The sequence below is a fragment of the Pseudoduganella lutea genome (assembly GCF_004209755.1).
GTDB classification, from domain to species: domain Bacteria; phylum Pseudomonadota; class Gammaproteobacteria; order Burkholderiales; family Burkholderiaceae_D; genus Rugamonas; species Rugamonas lutea.
Genome location: NZ_CP035913.1, coordinates 5785310 through 5807351 on the forward strand (window position 1 = coordinate 5785310; position 22042 = coordinate 5807351).

The following is a 22042-nucleotide window of genomic DNA, read 5'->3' on the forward strand; positions in this document are numbered from 1 at the left end:
CAAAAGGAGACACCGTGGCAGAAAATCGTGGCGTTGTATACATGGGACCTGGCAAGGTCGAGATCCAGAGTATCCCGTTCCCAAAGCTGGAAGATCCACGCGGACGCAAGATCGAGCACGCCGTGATCCTTCGAGTGGTATCGACCAATATTTGCGGCTCTGACCAGCACATGGTGCGCGGCCGCACCACCGCTGCAGTGGGGCTGGTTCTTGGCCACGAGATCACCGGCGAAGTGATCGAAGTAGGCCGCGACGTCGAGACGTTGAGCAAGGGCGATCTGGTATCGGTGCCCTTCAATGTCGCGTGTGGCCGCTGCAGGACCTGCAAGGAGCAGCACACGGGCGTCTGCCTGAGTGTCAATCCTTCGCGCGCCGGCGGCGCTTACGGTTACGTGGACATGAGTGGCTGGATTGGCGGTCAGGCGGAATTCGTCATGGTCCCCTATGCGGATTTCAACCTCCTGAAATTCCCCGACCGTGATCGTGCAATGGCCAAGATCCGGGATCTGACCTGCTTGTCCGATATTCTGCCAACTGGCTACCACGGTGCGGTCACCGCAGGCGTGCGGCCGGGGGCAACCGTCTACATCGCAGGTGCGGGTCCGGTCGGTATGGCTGCCGCCGCGTCTGCCCGACTTCTAGGTGGGGCCGTGACCATCGTCGGCGACGTGAATCCCGTGCGCCTGGCGCATGCCAGGGCAGTGGGTTTCGAAACAATTGATTTGTCTCAGGACGCCTCGCTTTCGGACCAGATAGCCCAGATCCTGGGCACGCCGGAGGTCGATTGTGCGGTCGATTGCGTGGGGTTCGAAGCGCGCGGACATGGGCATGCCGGGGCGAGTCATGAGGCGCCGGCCACCGTTTTGAACTCGCTGATGGAAATCACCCGTGCCGCCGGCAAGATCGGCATCCCCGGGCTGTACGTAACGGACGATCCTGGTGCTGTCGATCCTGCGGCCAAGCGCGGCAGCCTGTCAATTCGCTTTGGCCTTGGCTGGGCCAAGTCGCACAGTTTCCATACAGGGCAAACGCCGGTGATGAAATACAACCGCGATCTGATGCAGGCTATTCTGTGGGACCGTATCAACGTTGCAGAGGTGGTCAATGTGCAGGTGATCAGCCTGGATGGCGCGCCAAGTGGTTACGGCGAATTCGACGCTGGGGTGCCAAAAAAGTTCGTCATTGATCCACACAACATGCTCGCGGCAGCCTGAGTATTTCCGATGGTGTCCGGACGGTAGGACCGCCTGTTCCACTATGGATTTAACGACTTGGCAACACCCCATTGATAGTCGAGTGGGAATGATGGGATAGCCTGGATGCTCAGGCATTGACAGGCAGTTCATCAAGACCAAGCCCCTGATTTCAGGGGCTTTTTTTATGCCCGTGCTCGGTAGATTTGGCAGTAACCTGCAGCCCCCAGCAGCAACGATTGATGGGCATCACGCTGGTATCGGATCTTTGAAACATTGCCAGCGAGCACGCAGTACCATCAGCGAGTACCGAACTGAACAAGGGACAATGGTATTTATTCATCGGTAAGTCGCTGATTTTATTGATCAAATTAGTCCACGTGATGGTACCGGAACTTTGATGATATCGGAACGCACAAATACAAGTGTTTCGAGCATTTTCGATATCGGTGCAATGTCTGTAACCCTCTGATCTCATTGGCCTTTGTCGTGTTCTGATGGTACTGGAAAGAGGGCGTAATGCTGACTGATGCAAAGCTGCGCAACCTGACGCCTGCGGATCGGGCTTACAAAGTGGCGGACCGTGATGGCATGTATGTCGTGGTGAGTCCGAGCGGGGGTGTTTCGTTCCGCTACAACTACCGGATCAACGGGCGCCAGGAAACGCTCGTCCTGGGTAGCTACGGTCCGGATGGACTTACATTGGCAGGTGCGAGAGAGCAACTGATGAAGGCGCGGAAGCAAGTAGCGGAAGGCATTTCGCCCGCGCGGATAAAAGCTGAAACGATCGGCTTTCGAAAAGACCGGTTGCGATTCGGCGAGTGGGCGGAGGAATGGCTTGAGAAGTACAAGATGGCGGAGTCTACGCAAGACGCTCGCCGTTTCGTCTTCGAGCACGACCTGCGCAAGCCGTTCGGCGCGCTTCTGCTGCACGAGATCACGGAACAGGGGTTACGGCAGCTGTGCGATCGCATCGTTGCCCGTGGCGCGCCGGCTGTTGCGGTGCATGCTCGGGAGATCGTCATGCTGGTGTTCCGCTATGCGGCCCAGCGCGGCGAGAAGCACCCGAATCCGACTGATGGCGTGCCGCCAGCATCGATCGCCAAGTTCGAGCCGCGCGACCGAACGCTGACGACGCACGAGATCAAGCAGTTATATCGCTACCTGGACCGGATGCAGTGCGCGCCAACGATCCGCATTGCTGCGCGCATGCTCCTGCTGACGATGGTGCGCAAGTCGGAGCTGACGGATGCGACGTGGTCCGAGATCGATTTCGCCAATCGTGTCTGGACTATCCCCGGGGTGCGGATGAAGCGGCGCAATCCACATAATGTCTACTTGTCGAACCAGGTACTCGACATGATGATTGCTCTGAAGACGTGTGCGGCCGGGTCGCGTTACTTGCTGCCATCGCGCTATGACCCGGACAAGCCGATGGCCGGCGCGACCTTGAATCTGGTGCTGCGGTCAGTCGTCGAGGCAGCGAAAGCGGATGGGGTGACGATGACCGATTTTTCGCCGCACGATTTGCGGCGCACCGGGTCGACGCTGCTGCACGAAGCGGGCTTCAACAGCGACTGGATCGAGAAGTGCCTGGCGCACGAGCAGAAGGGCGTGCGGGCGGTCTATAACAAGGCCGAGTATGCGGAGCAGCGGCGGAACATGATGCAGCAGTGGGCCGATATGATCGACCAGTGGGTTGCCGCGACGGAGTAGGTTGCTCGGTCAGAGCGCTGGTTCCCGCGATCGTTGACCCGGCGCGGGTTGGGGCAGGGCTGCCTGGCGCTGGCGGGCGATCCAGTCATCGACTTCCTGCAAGTCCCAGCCGACCATGCGCGTTGTGATGGAAAAGCGCTGCGGAAATTCGCCGCGCTTTTCCATTTCAGAAATGGTGCGGTCGCTCATCGGGACTTTGCGCAGCAGCTGCCTGCGATTGATGATGACGCGGCCAGGAACCTTCAGATCCTGCTCGGTGAGGGGGCGGGTTTTCATGGTGTGCTAGCTCCGGTGACTGTCCTTCGATCGTAGAGCACGTGCCCGACGTAGCGAAGGCAATCGGCATCGGTCCAGATGTAAATCAAGCACAGCCAGGAAACTTCTCGATTGATTCTGATCTGGATTGAATCCAGCCCGGTTCGGTAACGTCCAGCAGTGTGCGGCACTGTTCAAAGCCGTGGGTGGCGCTCATCCAGCGGAACTCACACGCCGCCGCATGGTCAACCCGCATGGTCAACCCGCATGGACAGCCCGGGAGGTGACATGATTGAGCGTAGACGGATATCCGTGCAGGCCGCGGAAGCGGTGGCCGAGGTGCTGCTGGCAGACGCGATGCGGGAACGAAGAGAGAGGCTTGCCACGATCGCTGAAATCAGGCGCTGGTTGACGCCACGATGGTATTGGCCTTAGTGGTACGGTTCGCCAGTCTTAAGGCCGGGAGAGGCCATGTTTCATGCGAGGGCCACGTTGAGCGGAGACGCCATGCATGTGGCGTCCGCGTTGCCGTCAATATGATCTGCGAGCTTGCATGGTGATCCCATGCATTGCACTTCCTGGCCGCAGGGACCTGGCGAAGGCTGCTTCGGGAACGATTGACATCAATGGGATCGGTGGCATGATGCGTCGCCGAATGCCCACGGCTCAGGTGATGGGCATTTTCCTGGGATTTATTCCGGTGTCGATACCTCGTTATGTTCGTCGACTTTGATATCAGGTGATCAGGATTGCTCGACGCACTGGTAGCCGGTAGGCGTGTGCAGGGCTTCTGCGTATTCAGATGCTTTCCTGGCGCCGGATTCAGCTTATTCGCGTTGTCGCCCCGCGCTGCGCATGCTGCTGCACTTGCGGAAAGGTGGAACGAACGCTCTTCGCCGGTGAGCTGAAATAGCTATTCTGAGGGAATCGTCTTGATCAGGTTCGCTCCGAATTCTCCGACGATTACAAGCGAACGATTTTTCAATGGAAGAGACCTTTTCCTCTATTGCGAGCGATATTCCCTCTGCGGGATTTCCGAGCATTGCTACGCGTTAACCCGGCTAGGACGCAGGCTGATTGTTGTCGTTCTGTGGTCGTGCTGTCGCCACGCTGTGACCTTTCGTAGTCGGGGTGTGGCCGCATTTGTGGTCGTCCCGTGGACGGTTTGTGGTCATCAGCGGTCACTTCCGTGGCCGTCATTGCATCGAGGCACTGAAAACTATGCCCGTACGCATCAATTTCCCAAGCCAGATTGCTCAACGGTATTCGCGGGGAGGCCCCGCGACCCCGAGGGCGGTCTCACACACCACGCAACCTACGGTTGCGCACTGGCGCCATGTGGCGCCGCATGAATCCGTCTTACGCTGGGGGGAGGCCTTGATTTGCCATGCTGTTTTGATTGAGCTGAAAGCAGACTGATCTACTGCGATTGCGCTTCACTGGTACCTGAACTGGCTTGATAACTGCTAATTGAGTCCTGTCTATGTCTGGCTGAACATGCTAGCTTACTGGCTACTAAAGACATCAAGAACCACTTACCTTGTTTTATCTACTAAATTGTGAAGGGGCTGGTGAGACACTAATCGCACTGCCAAAAATACGAGGATGAGCGCTTCCTTATCCTCTTTCGCCCCGTTTGCCATACTTTGCCCACCGGACTCTGTACCCTTGACGCCACCCGTAAGTACTCGCGTCCAAGTGTTACCGTTCGACGCGCTCAGCTAGGAGAATTTTGAGCGTCTCTGCCACCGGTTAACCCTACTGGAGGGTGATGTCGAACTTGCGTACGCTACGGGCGTCAGGGCGACGCTCAAGAAGGTATCGATATTTTCGCGCGTAGGGCCGATGGCCGTTATCATTGCCTTCAGGCCAAGCGTCATCGCAACTTCAGTGCGACGAAGTTGCGTGATGCAATCGATCTTTTCCTTACCGGGAGCTGGGCTTCACGGGCTGCCCACTTTACAATTGCTGTCCAGGCATCGCTTCGTTCTGTTGAGGTACAGGAAGAAATCGAACTTCAGGTAGCAAGACTTTCTTGTCGTGACATAGCATTTGATGCACTCGACGGAGAGGACTTGACTGAACGCTTGCGCGCTCAGCCGATCCTAGTGGACGATTTTTTGGTCGCGCTTGGGTTACTGCGCTACTCGGACAAGAAGTCGCTGACGGCCTAGGTACTCGTCTAGACGGTAGCGCATTTGCGCGCGTTCGCTCGCAACTCGCTCGCGTCTATGAGGCCCAGTTCCAGTTCGTCGATCCCGGCAGCTTCATATCGATCGGCGACGAGGACAACAAGCCTGCATTAACTTTACTAGAGCGATTTCATAAGCCCGAGATATTGGTGCGTGAAAGCTCTCGGTCCCTTGATCGTGTCGACATCGTAGGGGGCGATCGCACTGAAATCGGTGGCACTGCTATTAGGACACCTATCGCGGCTCCGGACAGCACTAGGGCGAGCGAAACGGTCGTTAACAGTCGAATGCGGCGTCTTTCGCTTGTCGAATGGCTCGGCGACGGCGAGCGTCTGGCGCTGCTCGGCGATGCCGGCTGCGGTAAGAGCACGCTGTTGCGCGTCATTGCCCTTGACTTGCTCTATAGGCACGCGCACTTTCCTGAGGTCGGTAGCCGCTGGGGACAGCACTTCCCAGTGTATATTCCCTTCGCCCGGTGGTCCTCTCACGTGGCTCGCGACGGCAACCCAATCTGCATCAAGGAGATCGTCCGGCGGTCGCTCGAACAGCTTTTAACCAGTTCTATTGTAGATCTCCTTGATCGCGCGATCGACGATCAGCGTGTCTTACTACTCATTGACGGACTCGACGAGTGGAGCAGTGAGCAAGCCGCCCGAGTAACACTTAGCGCGCTCGTCGTTACCGTGGAGGCACATGACGTTCCTGTGATCGTCCCCGGTCGGCCTCGGGGCCTGAGCCGAATCGGTGCACTTCCTGCAGGCTGGAAGCGCGGGACAATAGCTCCTCTGGCTGCTGTCCAGCAGGCGTCAATCACAGGAGGGTGGTTCGGGCGCTATGCTTCATCTGCGGTTGACGATGCTGATGTGTCCGAAACCAAACTGCGGACGAGCCGATTCATGGCCGAATTGGCGCGCGACGCCAACCTTGGAACACTCGCCACAGTCCCATTGTTATTGATTGGCCTCGTGACCCTTGCTCTTCGGGGCCAGATCCTCCCGCGGGTGGACTCCAGCGTCTCTCAACTGGCGGGGAATGGCATCTATTTCCTGAGCTTGAAAGGAACGTCGATGGTTCGCTATGTGGAATTGTCGACGGATCATCAATTTTTCATGCGATGTGCGAACGAGCGGTATCGCGAGATCGTCGTGGATCAGGTTGCTACAAGCGGGGCACTCCTGCAAGTTCACGGTAAGGTCTGCTTGGCGTTTGAGCTTAAACGTTTTTAGTTGTAATTTTTGTCTGCTAGTAAGCGGCAGTGCTGGAAAATGCGAAACCGAATTGGTTACTCAATGGTTGAAGTTGCATAGCATTGATCATGAATTGCTGGCGTGCAGTTAGATTTAGACCAGCGTGCCATGCCAAGAGGAAGGTCACGCTGGCGCTGTTCAGATTAATTCGATTTCAGTTAAAAATACTTGGCTATGTCTGGCTAAGCTTTTTCGAGATTGATTTAGCCATATACAACACCGCTAAGCTAAGTAGGTTGCGCAATACTAGGTGTGATCAAAGAATTATTTTGGTCAGCCTAACTGCACATCATCTGGCCATTGGAACTTGCTCTTAACGATTTTCCTTCAGGGCATGAGTAACATGCGTTTAAATCGTCACTCCATTTTTTTCCTTCCCCACAGCTGTAGCATTGGCCACCTCGTTCGACGCACTCTCCTCCCCAGCGACATGCTAACGCTCCGTCTCGCTTAACGCATCCATAAGAGGGTTTTTCAACGACGCTTGGGGTTTCAGTCATAGGGGAAAACTCTACAAAAGCGATCGCCGATAGAGAAGTTAATAAAGAATACAAAAACAAGAGCTTTGTTTTTATTGACCAAATTTTGAGTTTTGTCATTTTAGTTTCCTCTAGGTTGCTAAGTCGTCATTATTTAATGTTTTACCACCAAGTTGCGCCTGGCAACTTCCTTGCCGCAAGGCGGGCAATCTTTGAGTCATCTTCCGAGATCGATGTTGAATTTGATATGTCGCCGGGTTCCATTAGGCCGCTGGTCCATTTGACCGAAACTTTCTCAATTATTTCTGGGATAGTACAAGGCCTTGCCGGTGCTTTGCCGTTAGGATGCCCTTCTCCTAATAGTAAATGACCGATTTCATGGGCCAGTGTGCGGCCAATATCTTTGGAGCCTAAAGTCTTGGACATGTATACTTGATTGAATTCCTTTTCTGCCTGTGATTGAGTTAAGTTCTTCGCAAAAAAGATGCCTATCGTTTCAGGAGTTTTCTTCAACGTCATAAGTTTTTTTCTCTGCGCATATCCAGGCTCGTCGAATCTTTGCACGCATCCCAGATGGGTTTCTATAGTTTTCTTTTTTCCTAGAATATTTTCAGTTTCAAGAGAGTTAAATTTTCGAATATTCATTACTAACTTTATACCTGCAGAGAGCCAAATCTTCTCAGCTGCTTGGATGTGTTCAATCGCATTGAAAGCAAGTGGAGCCTCATCGAATATCATCACATTAACTGGAAGATGAACCAAACGCGGAATGATATTTTCCGAAGTAGGGGTCCATTCTTTTCCGGAAGTGAAATATTTTATGTTAAATGACGATCCCGGAGGGGAAATTAGAGTTATAAATATTGGCTTAGAATTATATGGAAATTCAAAAATAGCAGATTGACCATCTGTTAAGCCACCTATGTCGTTGCAAAGATACGGAAACTTCCCAGTATAACTCGATAATACTGTAAATATAGAGGTCTTATGTTTTGCCTCAACAATGACAGCTATATTTTTTGCATCTATTTTGATTTCTTTTTTTGCGCTTCCAATGGCGGTTTTAGGGACGATAAAGTCATCTGCTTTAAATAGCTCAAGATCTTTAGGTATTTTATCTATTTTGGGGCAAGTGTTGAACCCTAAAGCACAAAGAGGCGCAAATAGTGTGCTGATAAAAAAAAGAAACTTTTTCATATCTTTTGTCAACTTGGAAAAGTAGAGGTTGTGCACTTATCATAGGCATATCGAAGTAAAAAGGAATGATCGGAGAGAAATAGCGTTAAATTGTTGGAATTATGCTACACAGCAGTTAAAGGCTGGCTTTATCTTAGGATATATACTGTAGAGATTGCAACTCTAGCAACACTGACATTAGTTTGGATTTGGTTAACAAAAATTTCCAAATTGATTTAATTTTGAAGTTAATTTTTAGTTCATCTATGATATTTTTGCGCGACTGCGATTTTAGGCATTGAGCAAATATGATACGAGTAGTGATTTTAAGAAATCTTTTTCTCTGAAAATAGGTTGCTTGATAGGTTTCGCGTAGGCACAATGCCGCGTTAAACCTTCTCCGCATTGCGCAAAAAGCCCACTTTCGGGTTTCAAGGAAATTGAGAATCGCCGCTGCACCTTTTAGATCAGATTCTGGCGTACAGGCGCGGGATTGCCCAGCGCACGAATACTGTGGCGCATCGCTAAGGGAATGATAGTTGGTCGATTCCCAAGATTTTATAGATAGATATCGATCGCGCACCTCCCGCGGACTAGAAGCGAAATTTACGACCAGCTAGTGCGAGTTTAGCTTGAGGTGCATCCCGTCAGCCGCGGGACAGCCTCAGGCGATACTCAACCGCGGTTTTGTCATGCAACCGATCCTGATCAAAGACGCGCGGCAATCGCCCGGCTGGCATTCGCTGTTCGTGAGCAGACCGGAGGCGCTGGCATGCCATTAGTAGGGGCGCGTAATATCTTACGAATCTATCTTGCTTCTCCCCAGGGGTTCGAGCTTGCGGACACAGACGCGGCAGCCATAGCAAGTGAGATCCTTTCAATCAATGCCGAGACTCAAGGGCTTATCGTTGAGAAGGCGCCAGGTGGGGTTGGTTTCGTCCACGCGAGCTTCGAAGAGTTTCTGAGCGCGGAGCATATTGGTAGCTGGCCGTTTAGTGAGATCGAATTATTTGTACTCAAAAATGCAGGCGACGGGAAGTGGCGAAATGTCATTACTAACCTTCTCAGCTGCATTCAACGGCGCGACGAGTTCGCTCGTCTCGTCTCGATCATGGAAATTCCTGATACGGACGAACTTGCACGCTTCAACCGCCAAGTTTTGCTAGGCGATATTGCGTTTGGCACAGCAGCACGTGCACCTACGACCGTTAGACGATTGGCGCTCGCGACAATGGATCGGGTCGAAACTGAGGACTGGCTTCCCGCCCGCCGTGAGGCGTTGGCCTCAGTTCTCAAAAGGGGTAGCAGATCCCATACTCAAGGCCGAGGTGGAACAGCGACTCCCTCGCTGGCTACCTGCGAGGCTTTCTTATGGGCGCGCATCGCTGATATCGGCATTGGGAGCATGGCAGCCGACTGAACAGCTTCAGGGCGTTTTGATACAGGCTATGCACGATGAGGATCGCGGCGTTCAACGCGCCGCCGCTGCCTCCTATGCAAAAGCCTTTTCTCCTTCAGAAAAAGCCTGTCAGCTGCTTGTTGACAGGTTATCAGGTACAACCAATCTAACAGGGGCGGCTGCACTTCTCGAATGTTTAGCGCTCGGCTGGCCAAACGTGTCAAACGCAGCTCCGTTGTTCAAAGAGGCTTTGGAATCGCATGAGGGCGAGCTTTGTCTAGTCGGAGGCCTCGGACTGGCAGCAATTGGGACTGCTAATGACAAAGCGCGTGAAGTCGCGCTACAGGGCCAAGATTTCCGGTCAGACCTTTCCTTTTCTTACAGGGACCTCGCTGGAGCAATCCTCATGAAGTACTGGCCGGGCGACGAAGTACTTATTAAGGGTGCGCTCAGCCGCGCGTCAGGCAACAGTAACTCGCCGTGGGAGTACGATACTGCGTGCGCGTACCTTATGGAGTCTCCAGTCGACCTAAGCGCGACGGCGAAATCGTCCCCCGGTTGCCCGTTCATTGATGTCGTGACCTGACGAATTGCTGAGCGATAATTTGTCGTAATGAGAGATTCAAAGCTCATAGTCGGAGCGACTCAGCAGTCATGGTATTTTCGATGGTATCCCGACGGCAGGGCCCGCCTGTTTCGCTAACGAATCCAACGGCTTGCCGAACCCCATTGATAGTCGAGTGGGAATGATGCGCTAACCTGAAAGCTCAGGCATTAACAGGCAATTTGGTAAGACCGAGCCCCTGATTTCAGGGGTTTTTTTTTGCCCGTGCTCGGTGAACCGAGCAATGTCCCGCAGTCCCGTGTAGCAACGATTGATACGAAGTTGCGCAGCCCCAGGCCTGCTGAGCGGCTTACAGGGTGGCGAACCGCGATGGGATGTATGTCGTGGCCAGTCCGCGCGGAGATATTTCGTTCCGCTACAACTACCGAATCAATGGGCGCCAGGAAACGCTCGTCCTCGGTAGCTACAGTACGGATGGACTCATATTGGCAGGCGCGAGAGAACAACCGATCAAGGCGGGGAAGCAGGTTGCGGAAGGAATTTCGCCCGCGCGGCTAAAGGCGCAAACGATCGGCTTTCGAAAGGACCAGTTGCGATTCGGCGAATGGGCCGAGGAGTGGTTCGAAAAGATGGCTGAATCGACGCAGGACGCGCGCCGTTTCGTCTTCGAGCATGACCTGCGCAAGCCGTTCGGCGCGCTACTGCTGCACGAGATCACGGAGCAGGGGTTGCGGCAGCTGTGTGATCGCATCGTCGCTCAAGGCGCACCGCCTGTTGCGGTGCACGAGCAGAAGGGTGTGCGGGCGGTCTATAACAAGGCCGAGTATGCGGAGCCGCGCCGGAACATGATGCAGCAGTGGGCCGATATGATCGACCAGTGGGTTGCCGCAACAGAGTAAGTTGTTCGGTCATCGACGCAGCCTCGTTGAGACCAAAATGCGTTGCTTTAAGTTGCTCGGTAAACGGGTGATGGCGCGTGACTTCGACCGCCAGGTCGCTGAGTTGCAGGTACGTGCAGCCATCCTTAATCGCTTCACATGGCTGGGCACGCCCACGACCGTCGCCATGCCGTTATTCCGTCTGGGGTTTGGGGTATTACGCACCCAGCTAATTTATGCAACAAAGCCGTAATCAACTGTCGTCCAACGCGCCGCTGCGCGCCGCCAGTAATGTTGTATTTATCTGACAATTGTCATTGTTAAAATAATCTTAGAGAATTGGCGCCGTAAATAGCGGTAGGATCAGTCAACCGCGTCGTTGTACGTTGACCGTTGATCGGAGATCAGCAATGCCCTTGCAACCGGTTTCCACTTGCTTCTTCCTCTCACCAGCTGACGAAACCGGCCCGCCTGCGCTTTCTACCTAGCGCCGGCTTTCGCGCCTTCCACCTGTTCACCTGCGTCGCCCGATGGCCATGCCATGGCCGGTGCACGCGCATGCCCGTCATTCTTGAGGAGTAGCCGTGCACATTACCCTAGTGACAGGAAATCCGGCCACCCATTTTGGACTGGACCTAGACCATGCTGCCAACGGCAACGCCATGCTGCGCTTGCGCGCGCCGGGCGGCGCTAAGGTCGAGGTCATGCTGGCGTGGCCGGTAACCGTGCCGGAACGGCTGCTGGTGACGCAAAGCGGCGCCAAGCGCCTGGCGACCCTGGCCGAAGTGCGCGCCATCGCCGCGCGCGAAGTGAGCCAGCAAACCCAGGAGCTCGAAGCGCAGTGGCAGGCGCTGGTCAACCGGCTCTCGAGTGCGTCTCTGCATGCCAATATGGCGCAGCGCTTCCTGGGATTGGTGCCATTTCCCGCCGGCTCGCTCGATTACGTCGGTACGGTTAAGCTGAATCTGAACGTGTGCATGCTCGACAGCCAGGCCGGGCTGGAAGCGATCATCGAAGTCGCCGCCACCTCCGGCATCATGCAAGCCGGGATCGCCGTGCAGGCGCGTACCGCCTGGCGCCTGACGGTCCTAGCCACCAGCCCGATCCCGCGCCTGAACCTGCAGGTGCCGGTCCCCGCGCTGCGTTTTCCCGAGTTCGAGTTCCCCAATTTCGACTTGAGCGCGCTGAGCATGCCCGCGCCGAAAGACTACCCCTTCGACCTGCCCACACTGCCCGGCATTCCGTTGACAGTCGCGCACACCGGCGTCACCCTGTCCAACTTGGTATATACGCCCGCCGCTGGCGCGCTCACATTTTCGGTAACAATCAATAACGCCACGGTGTCGGTATTCGGCGGCAATTGCGTGCTGGGCAGTCCCACGCTCAGTTTCGATTCGGGGGTGGTGACGATCGCCGGCTTCAGTGCCCGCCCTGATGTGATCGAGTGGGCCGCGCGCCCGGCAGCTGCGCTGCCATCCCCCCTTGGCGGCGTGTCGCTCGCCCTTGGCGCGGGCAGCCTGCAGCTCGCTTTCGAAGTTGACGCCAACGTGGGAGCGCTCAAAGGAGTGCTGATCCAGAATCTGACGGTGTTTCCTACCCTGCAGCCAACCAAGAAACTGGAACTGCGACTGCAGCTGCCTTTCGACGATTCCGGCTTCGTGCCCACGGTGACCATCAACAACGCCCCCCCCATCCCGCGCGAAATCGAGCTGGGCATTCAGGGCGGCACCGTGTCACTGACGGGGTTGTTGCAAAGCCTGTCGCTGCCGGGCAGCATCAGCCTCAATCTCGACCTCGACTTGCCGTCGCTGCCGGCCCCGCAACTCGATACCCTGGTCGACATCCTGTCGGCCATCCTGGGGGCGCTCGTCAAAGGCCTGGCCGGACTGGCGCGCATCGTCGAGTCCGGCCTGCGCGCGCTGTTCTCGCTGCTGCGCAAGGCAGCCGAGGCGCTGAGCAGGCTCGACGTCACGCTGGTCCTCGATCAGCGCAGCGGTCATCTGCAGCAAGTGCTGGTAGGGATGCGCCGTGCGGGCACAGGCGTCAAGCCGCTGTTCGATACGTCCACCTTGGCCGTCAGCGCGCCGGCCGACATCGAACTGGCGCTGCTGATCGATCTGCGCGATGGCGAGCGCAATGCCTATCTGGTAGCGACTGTCGATGCGGCCCAGCAGGAACTGCTGACCATGAGCAGCGACTTGTGGTTTGGCGGTGGCGACAAGGAAAGCGAGGCGGCCGCTGTCGAGGCTCCCGGCGCCGCGAGCGCCGGCAAGCCGGCGCCCAAACTGATCAGGATCGAGGTCAAGACGCGGCCGGAAGCGGCCGGGCGCTTCAGCTTTGTCCCCTTCGGCATCCGCCAGGGGCAGGCCGTCTTTTTCTATGCGCTGGAAACGCCTTTGCCAGATTTCGAGACGGCGCCGACCGTCGCTTTCGGCGGCTACCGGCTGACCGACAAGCTCGATGGCATGCTGGACGTCGATGCCCGCTTCGACCTGGACCTGGCCAAGCAGCGCTTCCTGCCATTCCTGGCCGCGCCTGCCGAGGAGCCGGCAGCTGACGGTGGCGGCTTGGGCGACATGCTCAAACAGTACATTCAGATCGACGACATGAAGCCCGCGAAGCTGCAAGATGGTTTCATCACGAGTGAGGCCACCGTCACTCTCAAGGCCATGGGCAGCAAGGTCAAATCGAATCTGACGATCGAACTGGACGCGCGCCGCCTGACGGCCAATGTGCGCGGCGGCGCAATCAAGATTTCCGTCCCCGACAACGAACCGCTCGAATTGCTCGGCATGAAGGCGAGCTTCATCAACAAGAGCGACCCGAACGTTCCCGTGACGGGCGACCAGTTCGTACTCGACATGACCGGCGCCGACACCCGCATGTACCTGAACGACGCCTTGACGATGGTGCTCGATCTCACTAGCCTGGGCAAGGATGCAGAAGGCAAGCCGCTGCGCTTCCATGTCAGCAAACTGGTCGTGCACGGCGGGGGGCTCGACCTGGAGGCAAGCCTGGCTGCTCCCTACACCTTGCGCCTGAATGGATTGGAGACCGATTTCAAGTTCAACAAGGCGGCGATCCGGGTGCAGGGCGGCCGAATCGAGGCGTTCTCGCTGTCCGCCCAGGGCAAGCTGCCGCCGGCCCTGGTGGGCGACGTGGACGTCAAGCTGACGCTCGATTTCGGCACTCGCAAGAATGGCAGTGTCGGGCTGCTCAACGGCGCGATCGACCTGCTGGGCCGCGGCAAGCCGATTCGCAACGAACAAACCAGCTTCGTGTTTACGCTCGAAGCCCTGTCGATCCGCGTGTTCGACGATGGCGGCGGATTGCACTTCTGCGCCTTCATCAGCGGCAGCGCCTTGTTCCAGCCTGAAGCGTCGGAGCTGGCCAACGGCATGCTCAAGAAACTAGCAGGGGTAGAGCTCAAGTTCACCGATTGTCCCGTTTGCGGAGCGTCCGATGTGATCGCGCGCGAACTGGAAAAGCTCAACCTGTCGTTCGTGGTGGCGCTCGACGAGCCGGCCAAAGCCACCCTGTTCGGCATGTTTACCTTCGAGGTACGCTGCATCGGCCTGGAACCGCGCTGCCGGGCCTTCAGCGACCGCCCGGCGGCGATCGTCATCGGCGGCCAGATCAGCTTTGCCGCGACCGGCGACGTGGTGCGCGCGGAGTGCGATTTCCACAAGCTGTTCATCGCCACGCCGGAGAAGGGCGGTTTCCTGCCGCGAGTGGCGTGCGAAGGCCTGGGACTGGCCCTGCGCCTGGGCAGCGCGCTCGAGGTCGAAGGCAAAGTGGTGGCGGTCGACGGCGACATGCCCAACCTGCTGGTATCGAAAGCGCCGGCCACGAGGATACCCGGCAAGGGCTTCATCGGCCAGGGCCGGGTGGCGATCCAGGGCCTGCCGCCGATCGCCGCCTCGTTCGGGTTCGTGGAACTGGAGTTCCCGAATGGCGAACGCAAGCGCGCTTGGTTTGTGTACCTCGAGGCCCAGCGCCTGAGCTACTATTTCCAGCTCGGACCGGTGCCAATCTACCTGCGCGAAGCGGGGCTGGGACTTGGATTTCACTTCACCTATGTTGGGATCGAAGAGATCGACAGCGCCACCAGCCTGACCGAAATGATCAAGGGCGTCGATAGGATCGCTGCCACGGCGCTCGAACCGGCGCGCTACGAAAGCTGGATCACTTCGCGGCGCGGCGACCTGACCTTGGTGGCGCGCCTGTTCATCTCCATGAGCAGCGCCTCGGCGCCGGCCGAACCGCTGGTGTGGAAGAAGGATGAGGAGAAGGACCTGCCCAATGTGATGCTGCTCAACGTGGTCGCGGCCATGCGCAAGAGCACATTCCTCATGACCGCCAACATCTGGCTCGGCTACAACTACCACGACTGGGATGCGGGCCGTCACCTTACCAGCAATGACCTGGCCGGCAAGCAGGCGCTGACCGGCTATGTGCTGCTGGCCGGTGCGCGCAGCGAGTTTCTGGCGCGCGTCAAGAGCAACCCGGGCGCCAAGATTGGCGACCGGCTGGCCCTGCCCGAGCAGTTCAAGAATGCGCTATCGGAAGTGCAGTATGAAGCGACCCTGTATATCCGTCCCGGCCTGCTGCATTTTGAACTAGGCTGGCCGAACCGCATTACCTGGTCCAAGAATTTCGCGGGCGTGAACGTCAGTGTCGCCGGCGGGGCCATCTTCCGCATCCACGAAGGCGCGGTGCTGGCCGGGCTGAACCTGGAAGGCAATCTCGATTTCAGCATGTCAGCCCGGCTTGACGCCGGCGTGGTCGGCGTGGCGGTGAGCGCTTCGGTCAGCGCGGCCCTGATTGCGCGCATCATCGGTTTCCTCGATTCGCGCAACGTTGGCAATTCGCTGTACTACTCGCTGTTCTCGCTGCAAGTGCAGGTAAAGTTCGAAGTGTCGGCCTGGCTGGAAATCGATGCCTGGCTGTGCAAGATCACGATCCGGGTTTCGTTTGCGCTGCAGCTGCAGATCGACGTGGTGGCGGAACTAGCGTTGCAGGGCGACCTGCAAATGGGGACGCGGGTACGCGCCACCATCGCCGTGTCGATCTTCGGCCGTTCGCTCGGCCTGTCGGTTGGTTTGTCCATCAATCCCGGCCTGGTGGACAATGCATCGGCACGCGTGGGCCGTTTCATGAACCTGGGCCTGATGCAGGAAGTCCCTTCGGTGACGCCCGACATCGGGCAGCAGGATGCCGCCAACGATGCGGCCAGCAGCATCGGCGCGGAGCGGCGCGAGGCGCGCGCCGTGGCTGGTGCTGTCAACCTCCCAGGGGACCATACGCTGGCGCCGGTCCCGCATCAGGATCCCTTGTCCGGCCAGCCGGCGCGACCCATCGTCGAAGGGCTCGCGATCGGCCCCACCGATTTCCAGATCGTGCTGACCTATCCGAAGGTCCAGCCCGCCGCCATCGGCAATCCTTTGCCAAAGCTCGAACAGTGGGTTTACCTGACCTTCTTGCCTCTCGATGCGAGGCCGGCCGTGAAGGGTGGCAAGCAGCGCTCGTCGTTCTACGCGGCGCCGCATGCCGATGAGGCAAACAAGGCGCCCGACCACGTGGCCGCGTTCCCGGACAGCGCGGTGGGGCATACCTGCTATGTGTTCAGCGGCGGCAGCTGGCGACCCCACACCTTCGCGGCGGGCCATCTCGAGGTGGCCAGCAACATCGAGTGGAGCCGGGAACTTGGCTATTCGCAAAGCACAGAGGATAGCGCCGGCGTGCCGGCCGACAAAGCGGGCCGGGCCAACCTGAAACAGCTGTTTTTTGCAGCGTTTCGCACCATGGCCGGCAACGTGGGCGAGGCCAGCCTGGCCAAGCCTTACCTGGAGCCGAGCGCGCGCCCGCCCATCATGGAGGGGGCCCGGATCGTGCGCTCCGCTCGCACCACGCAAGAGCAGCATGACCGCCAGGAGCACGGCTACAACCGCAACATCGCAGCCAACCCCGCCGACCGCCGTTGCCACGAGGCGCGCGACTTCCTGATGCAGAAATTTGTCTCCGACCTGTTCCAGCTCGCCGCCGACGGCAGCGTGACCGACGAGGCTCACGTGGCACATGTCGGCCTGACGATGCTGGTGCCGCTTGAGCTAGCGCGCCTGCTCAGCGTCCCGCAGGGAGCCAGGCCGACGGTGCGCAAGCGTATCGAAGATCCTGCAGTGGACGGGACTTCGGCGGCATGCGAGATGTTCAACGCGCCGCACCTGCGCTTCTCGGTCAAGCCGCCAAGCTTCGTCAATCCAGACTGCCGCCTGGAGGACAACAAGGCGCGTCTTGACTGGGACTTGCAATGGGATCACGAAATCGAGCCCGAATACTTTGTAAAGCATTACAAGCTGCGGCGCTGGATCGAGGTCGACGGAGAGCAGCGCGGCGAGGCCAAGAACATCACGTTCAAGCGGGCCGACCGGGTGGTCCAAGAGGCCGACGCTTCGCGCCGCACCGTCGAACGCTGCAGTTGGCAGTACACCGATGAATTCGGCGACATGAGCGAGGGGGACAAGAAGTTCCTGTTCGACCGCAGCCGCAATGCCGTGCTGCGCTACTCGGTAACGGCAGTGTGCGTCAGCGACACGCTTTCGCGCCCATGCAGCGACTTCATGGCACAGCGTATCGGGATGCCGCAACTGACCCCGATCACGCGCGCCTCGGCCATCATGCAGGTCGATCCGCTTCCCGATCCGAAGACCGGCAAACTGAAGGCTCCCGAGCTGCTGCTGCGCCTCGAGACCGGGGCCGACGTCGTTGCCCCGGGTGACGTGCGGTTCTGGCGCCTGCTGTTACGCAGCGAGGCCATCGTTCCCGTGGGCGAGTACGGCACCGACGGCCACACCGACCGCGCGCTGGGCGGCGCGATCGGCGGCGCCCGCACGGCGCGCCGGGGCGACCTCATATTCGAATGGCCCGCCAACAATGACCTGCAATTTCCCGCTCCCACCGGCGCGGGGCAGGAGGACCGGCATGCACCTGTCAACGATCCCGCGCTGATCGCGCACCTGGCCGACACAGCCGACCCGCGCGCCTGGACGCTGCTGGCGCAGCGTTTTGTCAAGCGTAATCGCGTGGAAATCGCGGCGTCGCCGCTGGTGCCGGTGGAGCTGGGCCTGGTCGTCATGGCTGCCAACGGCGCGCAGCAAAACCTGATGACTCGCGTCGATGCGCTCGAAATGGTCCGCATGCCGCTGGCCGAGGAGGAGCACCTGCTCGACCCGGTGGCGCGCCGCGACCTGCATGTCCTCCCGGGACGGGCCGCATTCCGCGAGCCGCGTTGCGGACTCGACTACAGCAGCGTCGTCCATCCCGATTTCGGCGGCGTCACCAAGCTGTCATGGAACCTGCGTCCGAGCGGCATCGGCGCCGCCGCGCTGGCGCGCCACCGGCTGCTGGCCGGGTTCGAGGTGGTCAGCCTGAACCTCGACAGCGGCGCGCGCGCGGACGATCCGGCCCAATGGAAATCGGGACGGGTGCAGCGCCATACGCTGGCCCGCTTGCTGGAGACCGAAGGTGCGCCGCTCACGCCGTCGCAAGTGGGCGAACCGAGCAACTGGAAGGTACGCTATCCGAGCCAGGCTGGGCGCCGGCTGGCCGGTGGCGTGTGGTATTCGCCTGCGGAGTCGCGCATTGTTTGGCCATGGCCCGATATCCGGCGTGAGCCGCTGCCCGAGCCGTCTTCCGAATTGATCAAGGCTCTGCTGCGCGAAGGCGCCCCCGACCATATCGAGCTGGCAATGACAGGCGGCACCGGCATCGTGTGGAAGTTTTCGCTCGATCCGCACCAGGAATCGCCATGGCGCCTCAATGCCGAGGGAACCCGGCTGCTCTGCCGCGCACCGGGCCGCGCCGATGTCGCCTCCGGCTTGCGTGCCGCCCTGCGGCGGCTGCGCGCGGAGCCGTCCGGCGCAGAGTCGGCGAACGGCTACGGACTGGCCCTCAAGCGCGGCTGGTCGCTGCAAATGACGCCGCGCTGGCTGGAAGTGCCGGACAGCGCTTCGCTGCATGAAACGGTGGCCATGAATTTCGAGCGCGAGCTGCATCCTCTGCTCGAAGCGCTGCTGGCGCGCATGCGCCGGCTCGAGGAGACGGGAAGCAACCGCGAGCGCCTGCTCGACCTTGACCGTAGGCCGGCGCCGGTGGTCCAGGCAGACAACGTGCACCAGTTCCTCGCGGTGACCGAGGAAGCCTTCGACCCCTACGGGTGGGCCATGCTGGATCGCCTGGGACTGGGAGTGACGGTTCGTTTGTATGATCCGGTCGATGACGTTTTCCTAAGCGCGCGCCGGCTGCACGACCAGCTCGCACTGGCGCTTAAGGATGATGCGCTGGCCAAGCTGTATACGGCCTCGCTGCCGCAGCTGATGGTGGAGGTGCTGCTGCAGCCGGGCGGCATGATGGAGCGCGAAGAGTTTTCGACGGTGCCGGACGCACTGGGGGAGATGTCGCGGCATACGGGCCAATTCCTGCTGCAGGACGAGGGGCTGGCGATGGTGCGCTTGTCGTTGCGGCCATCGATCAAACCGGAATTGCAATATGTGGTCTGGGATAGACCGTCCAACGAGGCATCCGACCAGGCGCTGACCGGCGTGGACGTCTACATACCGCAACTGGTGCGCTCGGACAGGATTGACGGAATCAGCCTGAGGACCTTTATCGCGCGGCTGGAAAGCGGCAGTGCTGGCCGGCGGGCGCCCACGGTGATCCTGCGAACGCGCGCCGATGCCAGCTTCCACGGTGAACTCGATCGCCGTCCTGGCGTCGGGGCCCTGCGCGGCGGTTCGGTCGACGCCTTCGGCCGCTTTGAGGACTGGACGGGCTGGGACGACCAGACCGATCCTGGCCGGCACCGCTTCCTTACCTATTTGCTCAGTGCCCTTGGTCCCGATTACAAGCCGCAGGACGGCGAAGACAAGGCGGTCACCGACAAATGGCGTGAACTGAATCGGCGCTTCTTCGTGTATGCCGCTGATCCAGCCGCGCCCGCCGGCAGGGGGGCCGCGCTCGCCTTCGCGGCGGTCGAGCCATCTGAGCCGATGCAGGTGTCGGGCGACAGCGCCGGACGGCTGTCGATCATGCTGCCCGAAGCGGACGGCTATGCGCGCACCAGGGCATTTGCCGTACTGCCGCAGTGGCGCTACGCCCGCATGCTGCGCGACGCCGGCCACGGCGCGCCGCTCGACGCCTTGCTCAAACACAAGCGCGAAGAAGGCATCGTCGACCCGTCGCCGAAAAAGCAGCACCGCTATGTGATTTCAACCATCGAGCGCACCGCGCCCATGCAGCCGCCGGAAGTGCTCACGGTCGGGCGTCTTGGCGACAGCGTTTGGTGGACCGATGGCAAAGCGTGGGAGCGCGAGGGCGCGCCGCGCAGCGCCGAGCAACTGCGCGAGGCTGCCTTCTCGCGCGCCGGCACCGACCCCGGGGAATACCTGCCCGTGGTGGTGCGCCACCATTCGGAATTGCGCCTGTCGAAGAGCAACGCGATGCCCGCGCGCGCGCTGTCGGTGGCCGGTTCGCTCACGTCATTCGTGCTCACGCCGTCCGACCAGGCATGGTGCGAACAATTCGTGAAACTGGGCGTACTCGAACCCGTGCAGCGCGACAGCAGGGAGTTCACCAGCAGGGTTGACGCAGAGGTGCTCGGCGAAATCACACGCCTGCTGGGCGATCCGCCCGCCGACAGCAAGGTTCGTGTCTTGCGCCACCTGCCGCACTGGTACCGCCACGGTGTGTCGCTGTCGGCAGCGGCCGGCAGCGCAGTGGCCGAAACGGTCACTACCTGGCTGCCGGACGCTCCCGCACGGCTGGTGCAAGTGAGCGGCACGCTGGCCGAGCCCAAGGACGGGCACCCCTGGAAAGGCCTGGTTGTCCCGCCGCTGCCCATCATCGCTACCGGGGAAGTGAAGTATCCGCACCTGGCGCTCGAGCTGCCCGCCTTGCGCTACTGCGACACCACTGATGAAGTGACGGCACAGTTGTGGGACGGCGATATCGCCAGGGTGCCCGACCCGGGCGTCATGTACGAGCTGGTACTGGAGGCCGAGGGCAACGTGCTGTGTCCGCGCGCCGCGCACACGGCGCTGGCACGCATCGGCCGGGCGCCTGCGCCTGCGGGCCATCCTTTTGTCACCACCTTCCTGCTCTCGCCCGAGTGGACGGTCGATGCCGCGCTGGTGCCCGACCAGGCGGCTCCAATATTGCGGGTGAGCGTCAGCCCCCTCGGTTCACCGGTTGCCCTCGATCAGGCCCTGGCGCTGTCGCTCGCCCCCGATCCGTGGTTGCGCGGCGCTACCCTGCGCCTGCCCGGCGGGTGGAGCGCGCGCTGGGTCGAACACTATGCTGCCCGCCTAGACGACCTGACCCCGCTGGCGCTCCTGTTCAAGGCCCTGGCCGAGGCCGAAATGGGTGCGGCCGATGGCCCGGCCGAAGTGGCAAAGCTGTTCCCAAGCTATGCCCTGGCCACTGTCCGGCTGGTGCAACCGGGCGACGACGCCGGCTGGGAGGCCCTGGCCAAAGTGGTGGGCGACTGGGTAGCGGCGCTGGCAGTGGCCGACGGTACGCTGGCCAAGCTCCTGCACGCACGCTTCGCACCGGTTGCCGCTGCGCTCGCGCTCAAGACCTGGCCGGCCGACGATCCCTCCGGCGAGGCGCTAGCATGGCTCGATACGCTGCCGGAGCCGGGCCAGGGCTGTGGCTGGACGCTGCAAGGCGCGCCGCGCATGCTAATCCCGGACCTGATGACAGATGATGAATACACCGCCGTGGCAGGCGCGATCGCGGGTGCTCCACCGGAGCTGGCGCAACGGTTTGCCTTGCTGCGCGCAGCCCAGCGCGAACGGGCGCTGGCCGGGGCCAAACTGCGCATCCGCGCTACCCGCGGCGATGCCATTGCCTTGGCGCTGGCGTTGATTTCCCTTACCTGAGCGAG

7 protein-coding genes and 2 pseudogenes are annotated in these 22042 nt (G+C 59.6%); 7 read left to right on the plus strand and 2 right to left on the minus strand.

The window, feature by feature from the left end:
• The first annotated feature begins 14 nt into the window (after positions 1–14).
• The gene (fdhA, locus tag EWM63_RS24615; RefSeq protein WP_130188878.1) at positions 15–1214 is read left to right on the plus strand and encodes a formaldehyde dehydrogenase, glutathione-independent; all 1200 of its coding nucleotides are present in this window, start codon (positions 15–17) and stop codon (positions 1212–1214) included.
• A 498-nt stretch (positions 1215–1712) separates the two neighbouring features.
• A complete protein-coding gene (locus tag EWM63_RS24620) occupies positions 1713–2909 on the plus strand; it encodes a tyrosine-type recombinase/integrase (protein ID WP_130188879.1) in 1197 nt (398 codons plus the stop codon).
• Between the two features lie 9 nt (positions 2910–2918).
• Here EWM63_RS24620 and EWM63_RS24625 read toward each other — a convergent pair whose 3' ends face one another.
• Positions 2919–3185, minus strand: a complete 267-nt coding sequence (locus tag EWM63_RS24625; protein ID WP_165390906.1) for a helix-turn-helix transcriptional regulator — start codon at positions 3183–3185, stop codon at positions 2919–2921.
• A 2458-nt stretch (positions 3186–5643) separates the two neighbouring features.
• Here EWM63_RS24625 and EWM63_RS24635 point away from each other — a divergent pair.
• A complete protein-coding gene (locus EWM63_RS24635; RefSeq protein ID WP_130188880.1) occupies positions 5644–6582 on the plus strand; it encodes an NACHT domain-containing protein in 939 nt (312 codons plus the stop codon).
• A gap of 662 nt (positions 6583–7244) precedes the next feature.
• Here EWM63_RS24635 and EWM63_RS24640 read toward each other — a convergent pair.
• Entirely contained in the window at positions 7245–8279 is a 1035-nt protein-coding gene (locus EWM63_RS24640) for a hypothetical protein (protein WP_130188881.1), read from the minus strand.
• Between the two features lie 751 nt (positions 8280–9030).
• On the opposite strand from EWM63_RS24640, the gene EWM63_RS24645 reads away from it, so the two are divergent.
• The 4 genes and pseudogenes from EWM63_RS24645 to EWM63_RS24660 all read left to right on the plus strand — a co-directional run bounded on the left by EWM63_RS24645 (position 9031) and on the right by EWM63_RS24660 (position 22037).
• Positions 9031–9678 (plus strand): hypothetical protein, encoded by a 648-nt coding sequence (locus EWM63_RS24645; RefSeq protein ID WP_130188882.1) that lies wholly within the window; start codon positions 9031–9033, stop codon positions 9676–9678.
• A 918-nt stretch (positions 9679–10596) separates the two neighbouring features.
• A pseudogene (locus EWM63_RS33180) lies at positions 10597–10725 on the plus strand (tyrosine-type recombinase/integrase); the annotation flags it as partial.
• Between the two features lie 406 nt (positions 10726–11131).
• Positions 11132–11353: pseudogene (locus tag EWM63_RS24655) on the plus strand (hypothetical protein); the annotation flags it as partial.
• Positions 11354–11684: 331 nt separating this feature from the next.
• A complete protein-coding gene (locus EWM63_RS24660) occupies positions 11685–22037 on the plus strand; it encodes a hypothetical protein (protein ID WP_130188884.1) in 10353 nt (3450 codons plus the stop codon).
• Positions 22038–22042 lie beyond the last annotated feature (5 nt).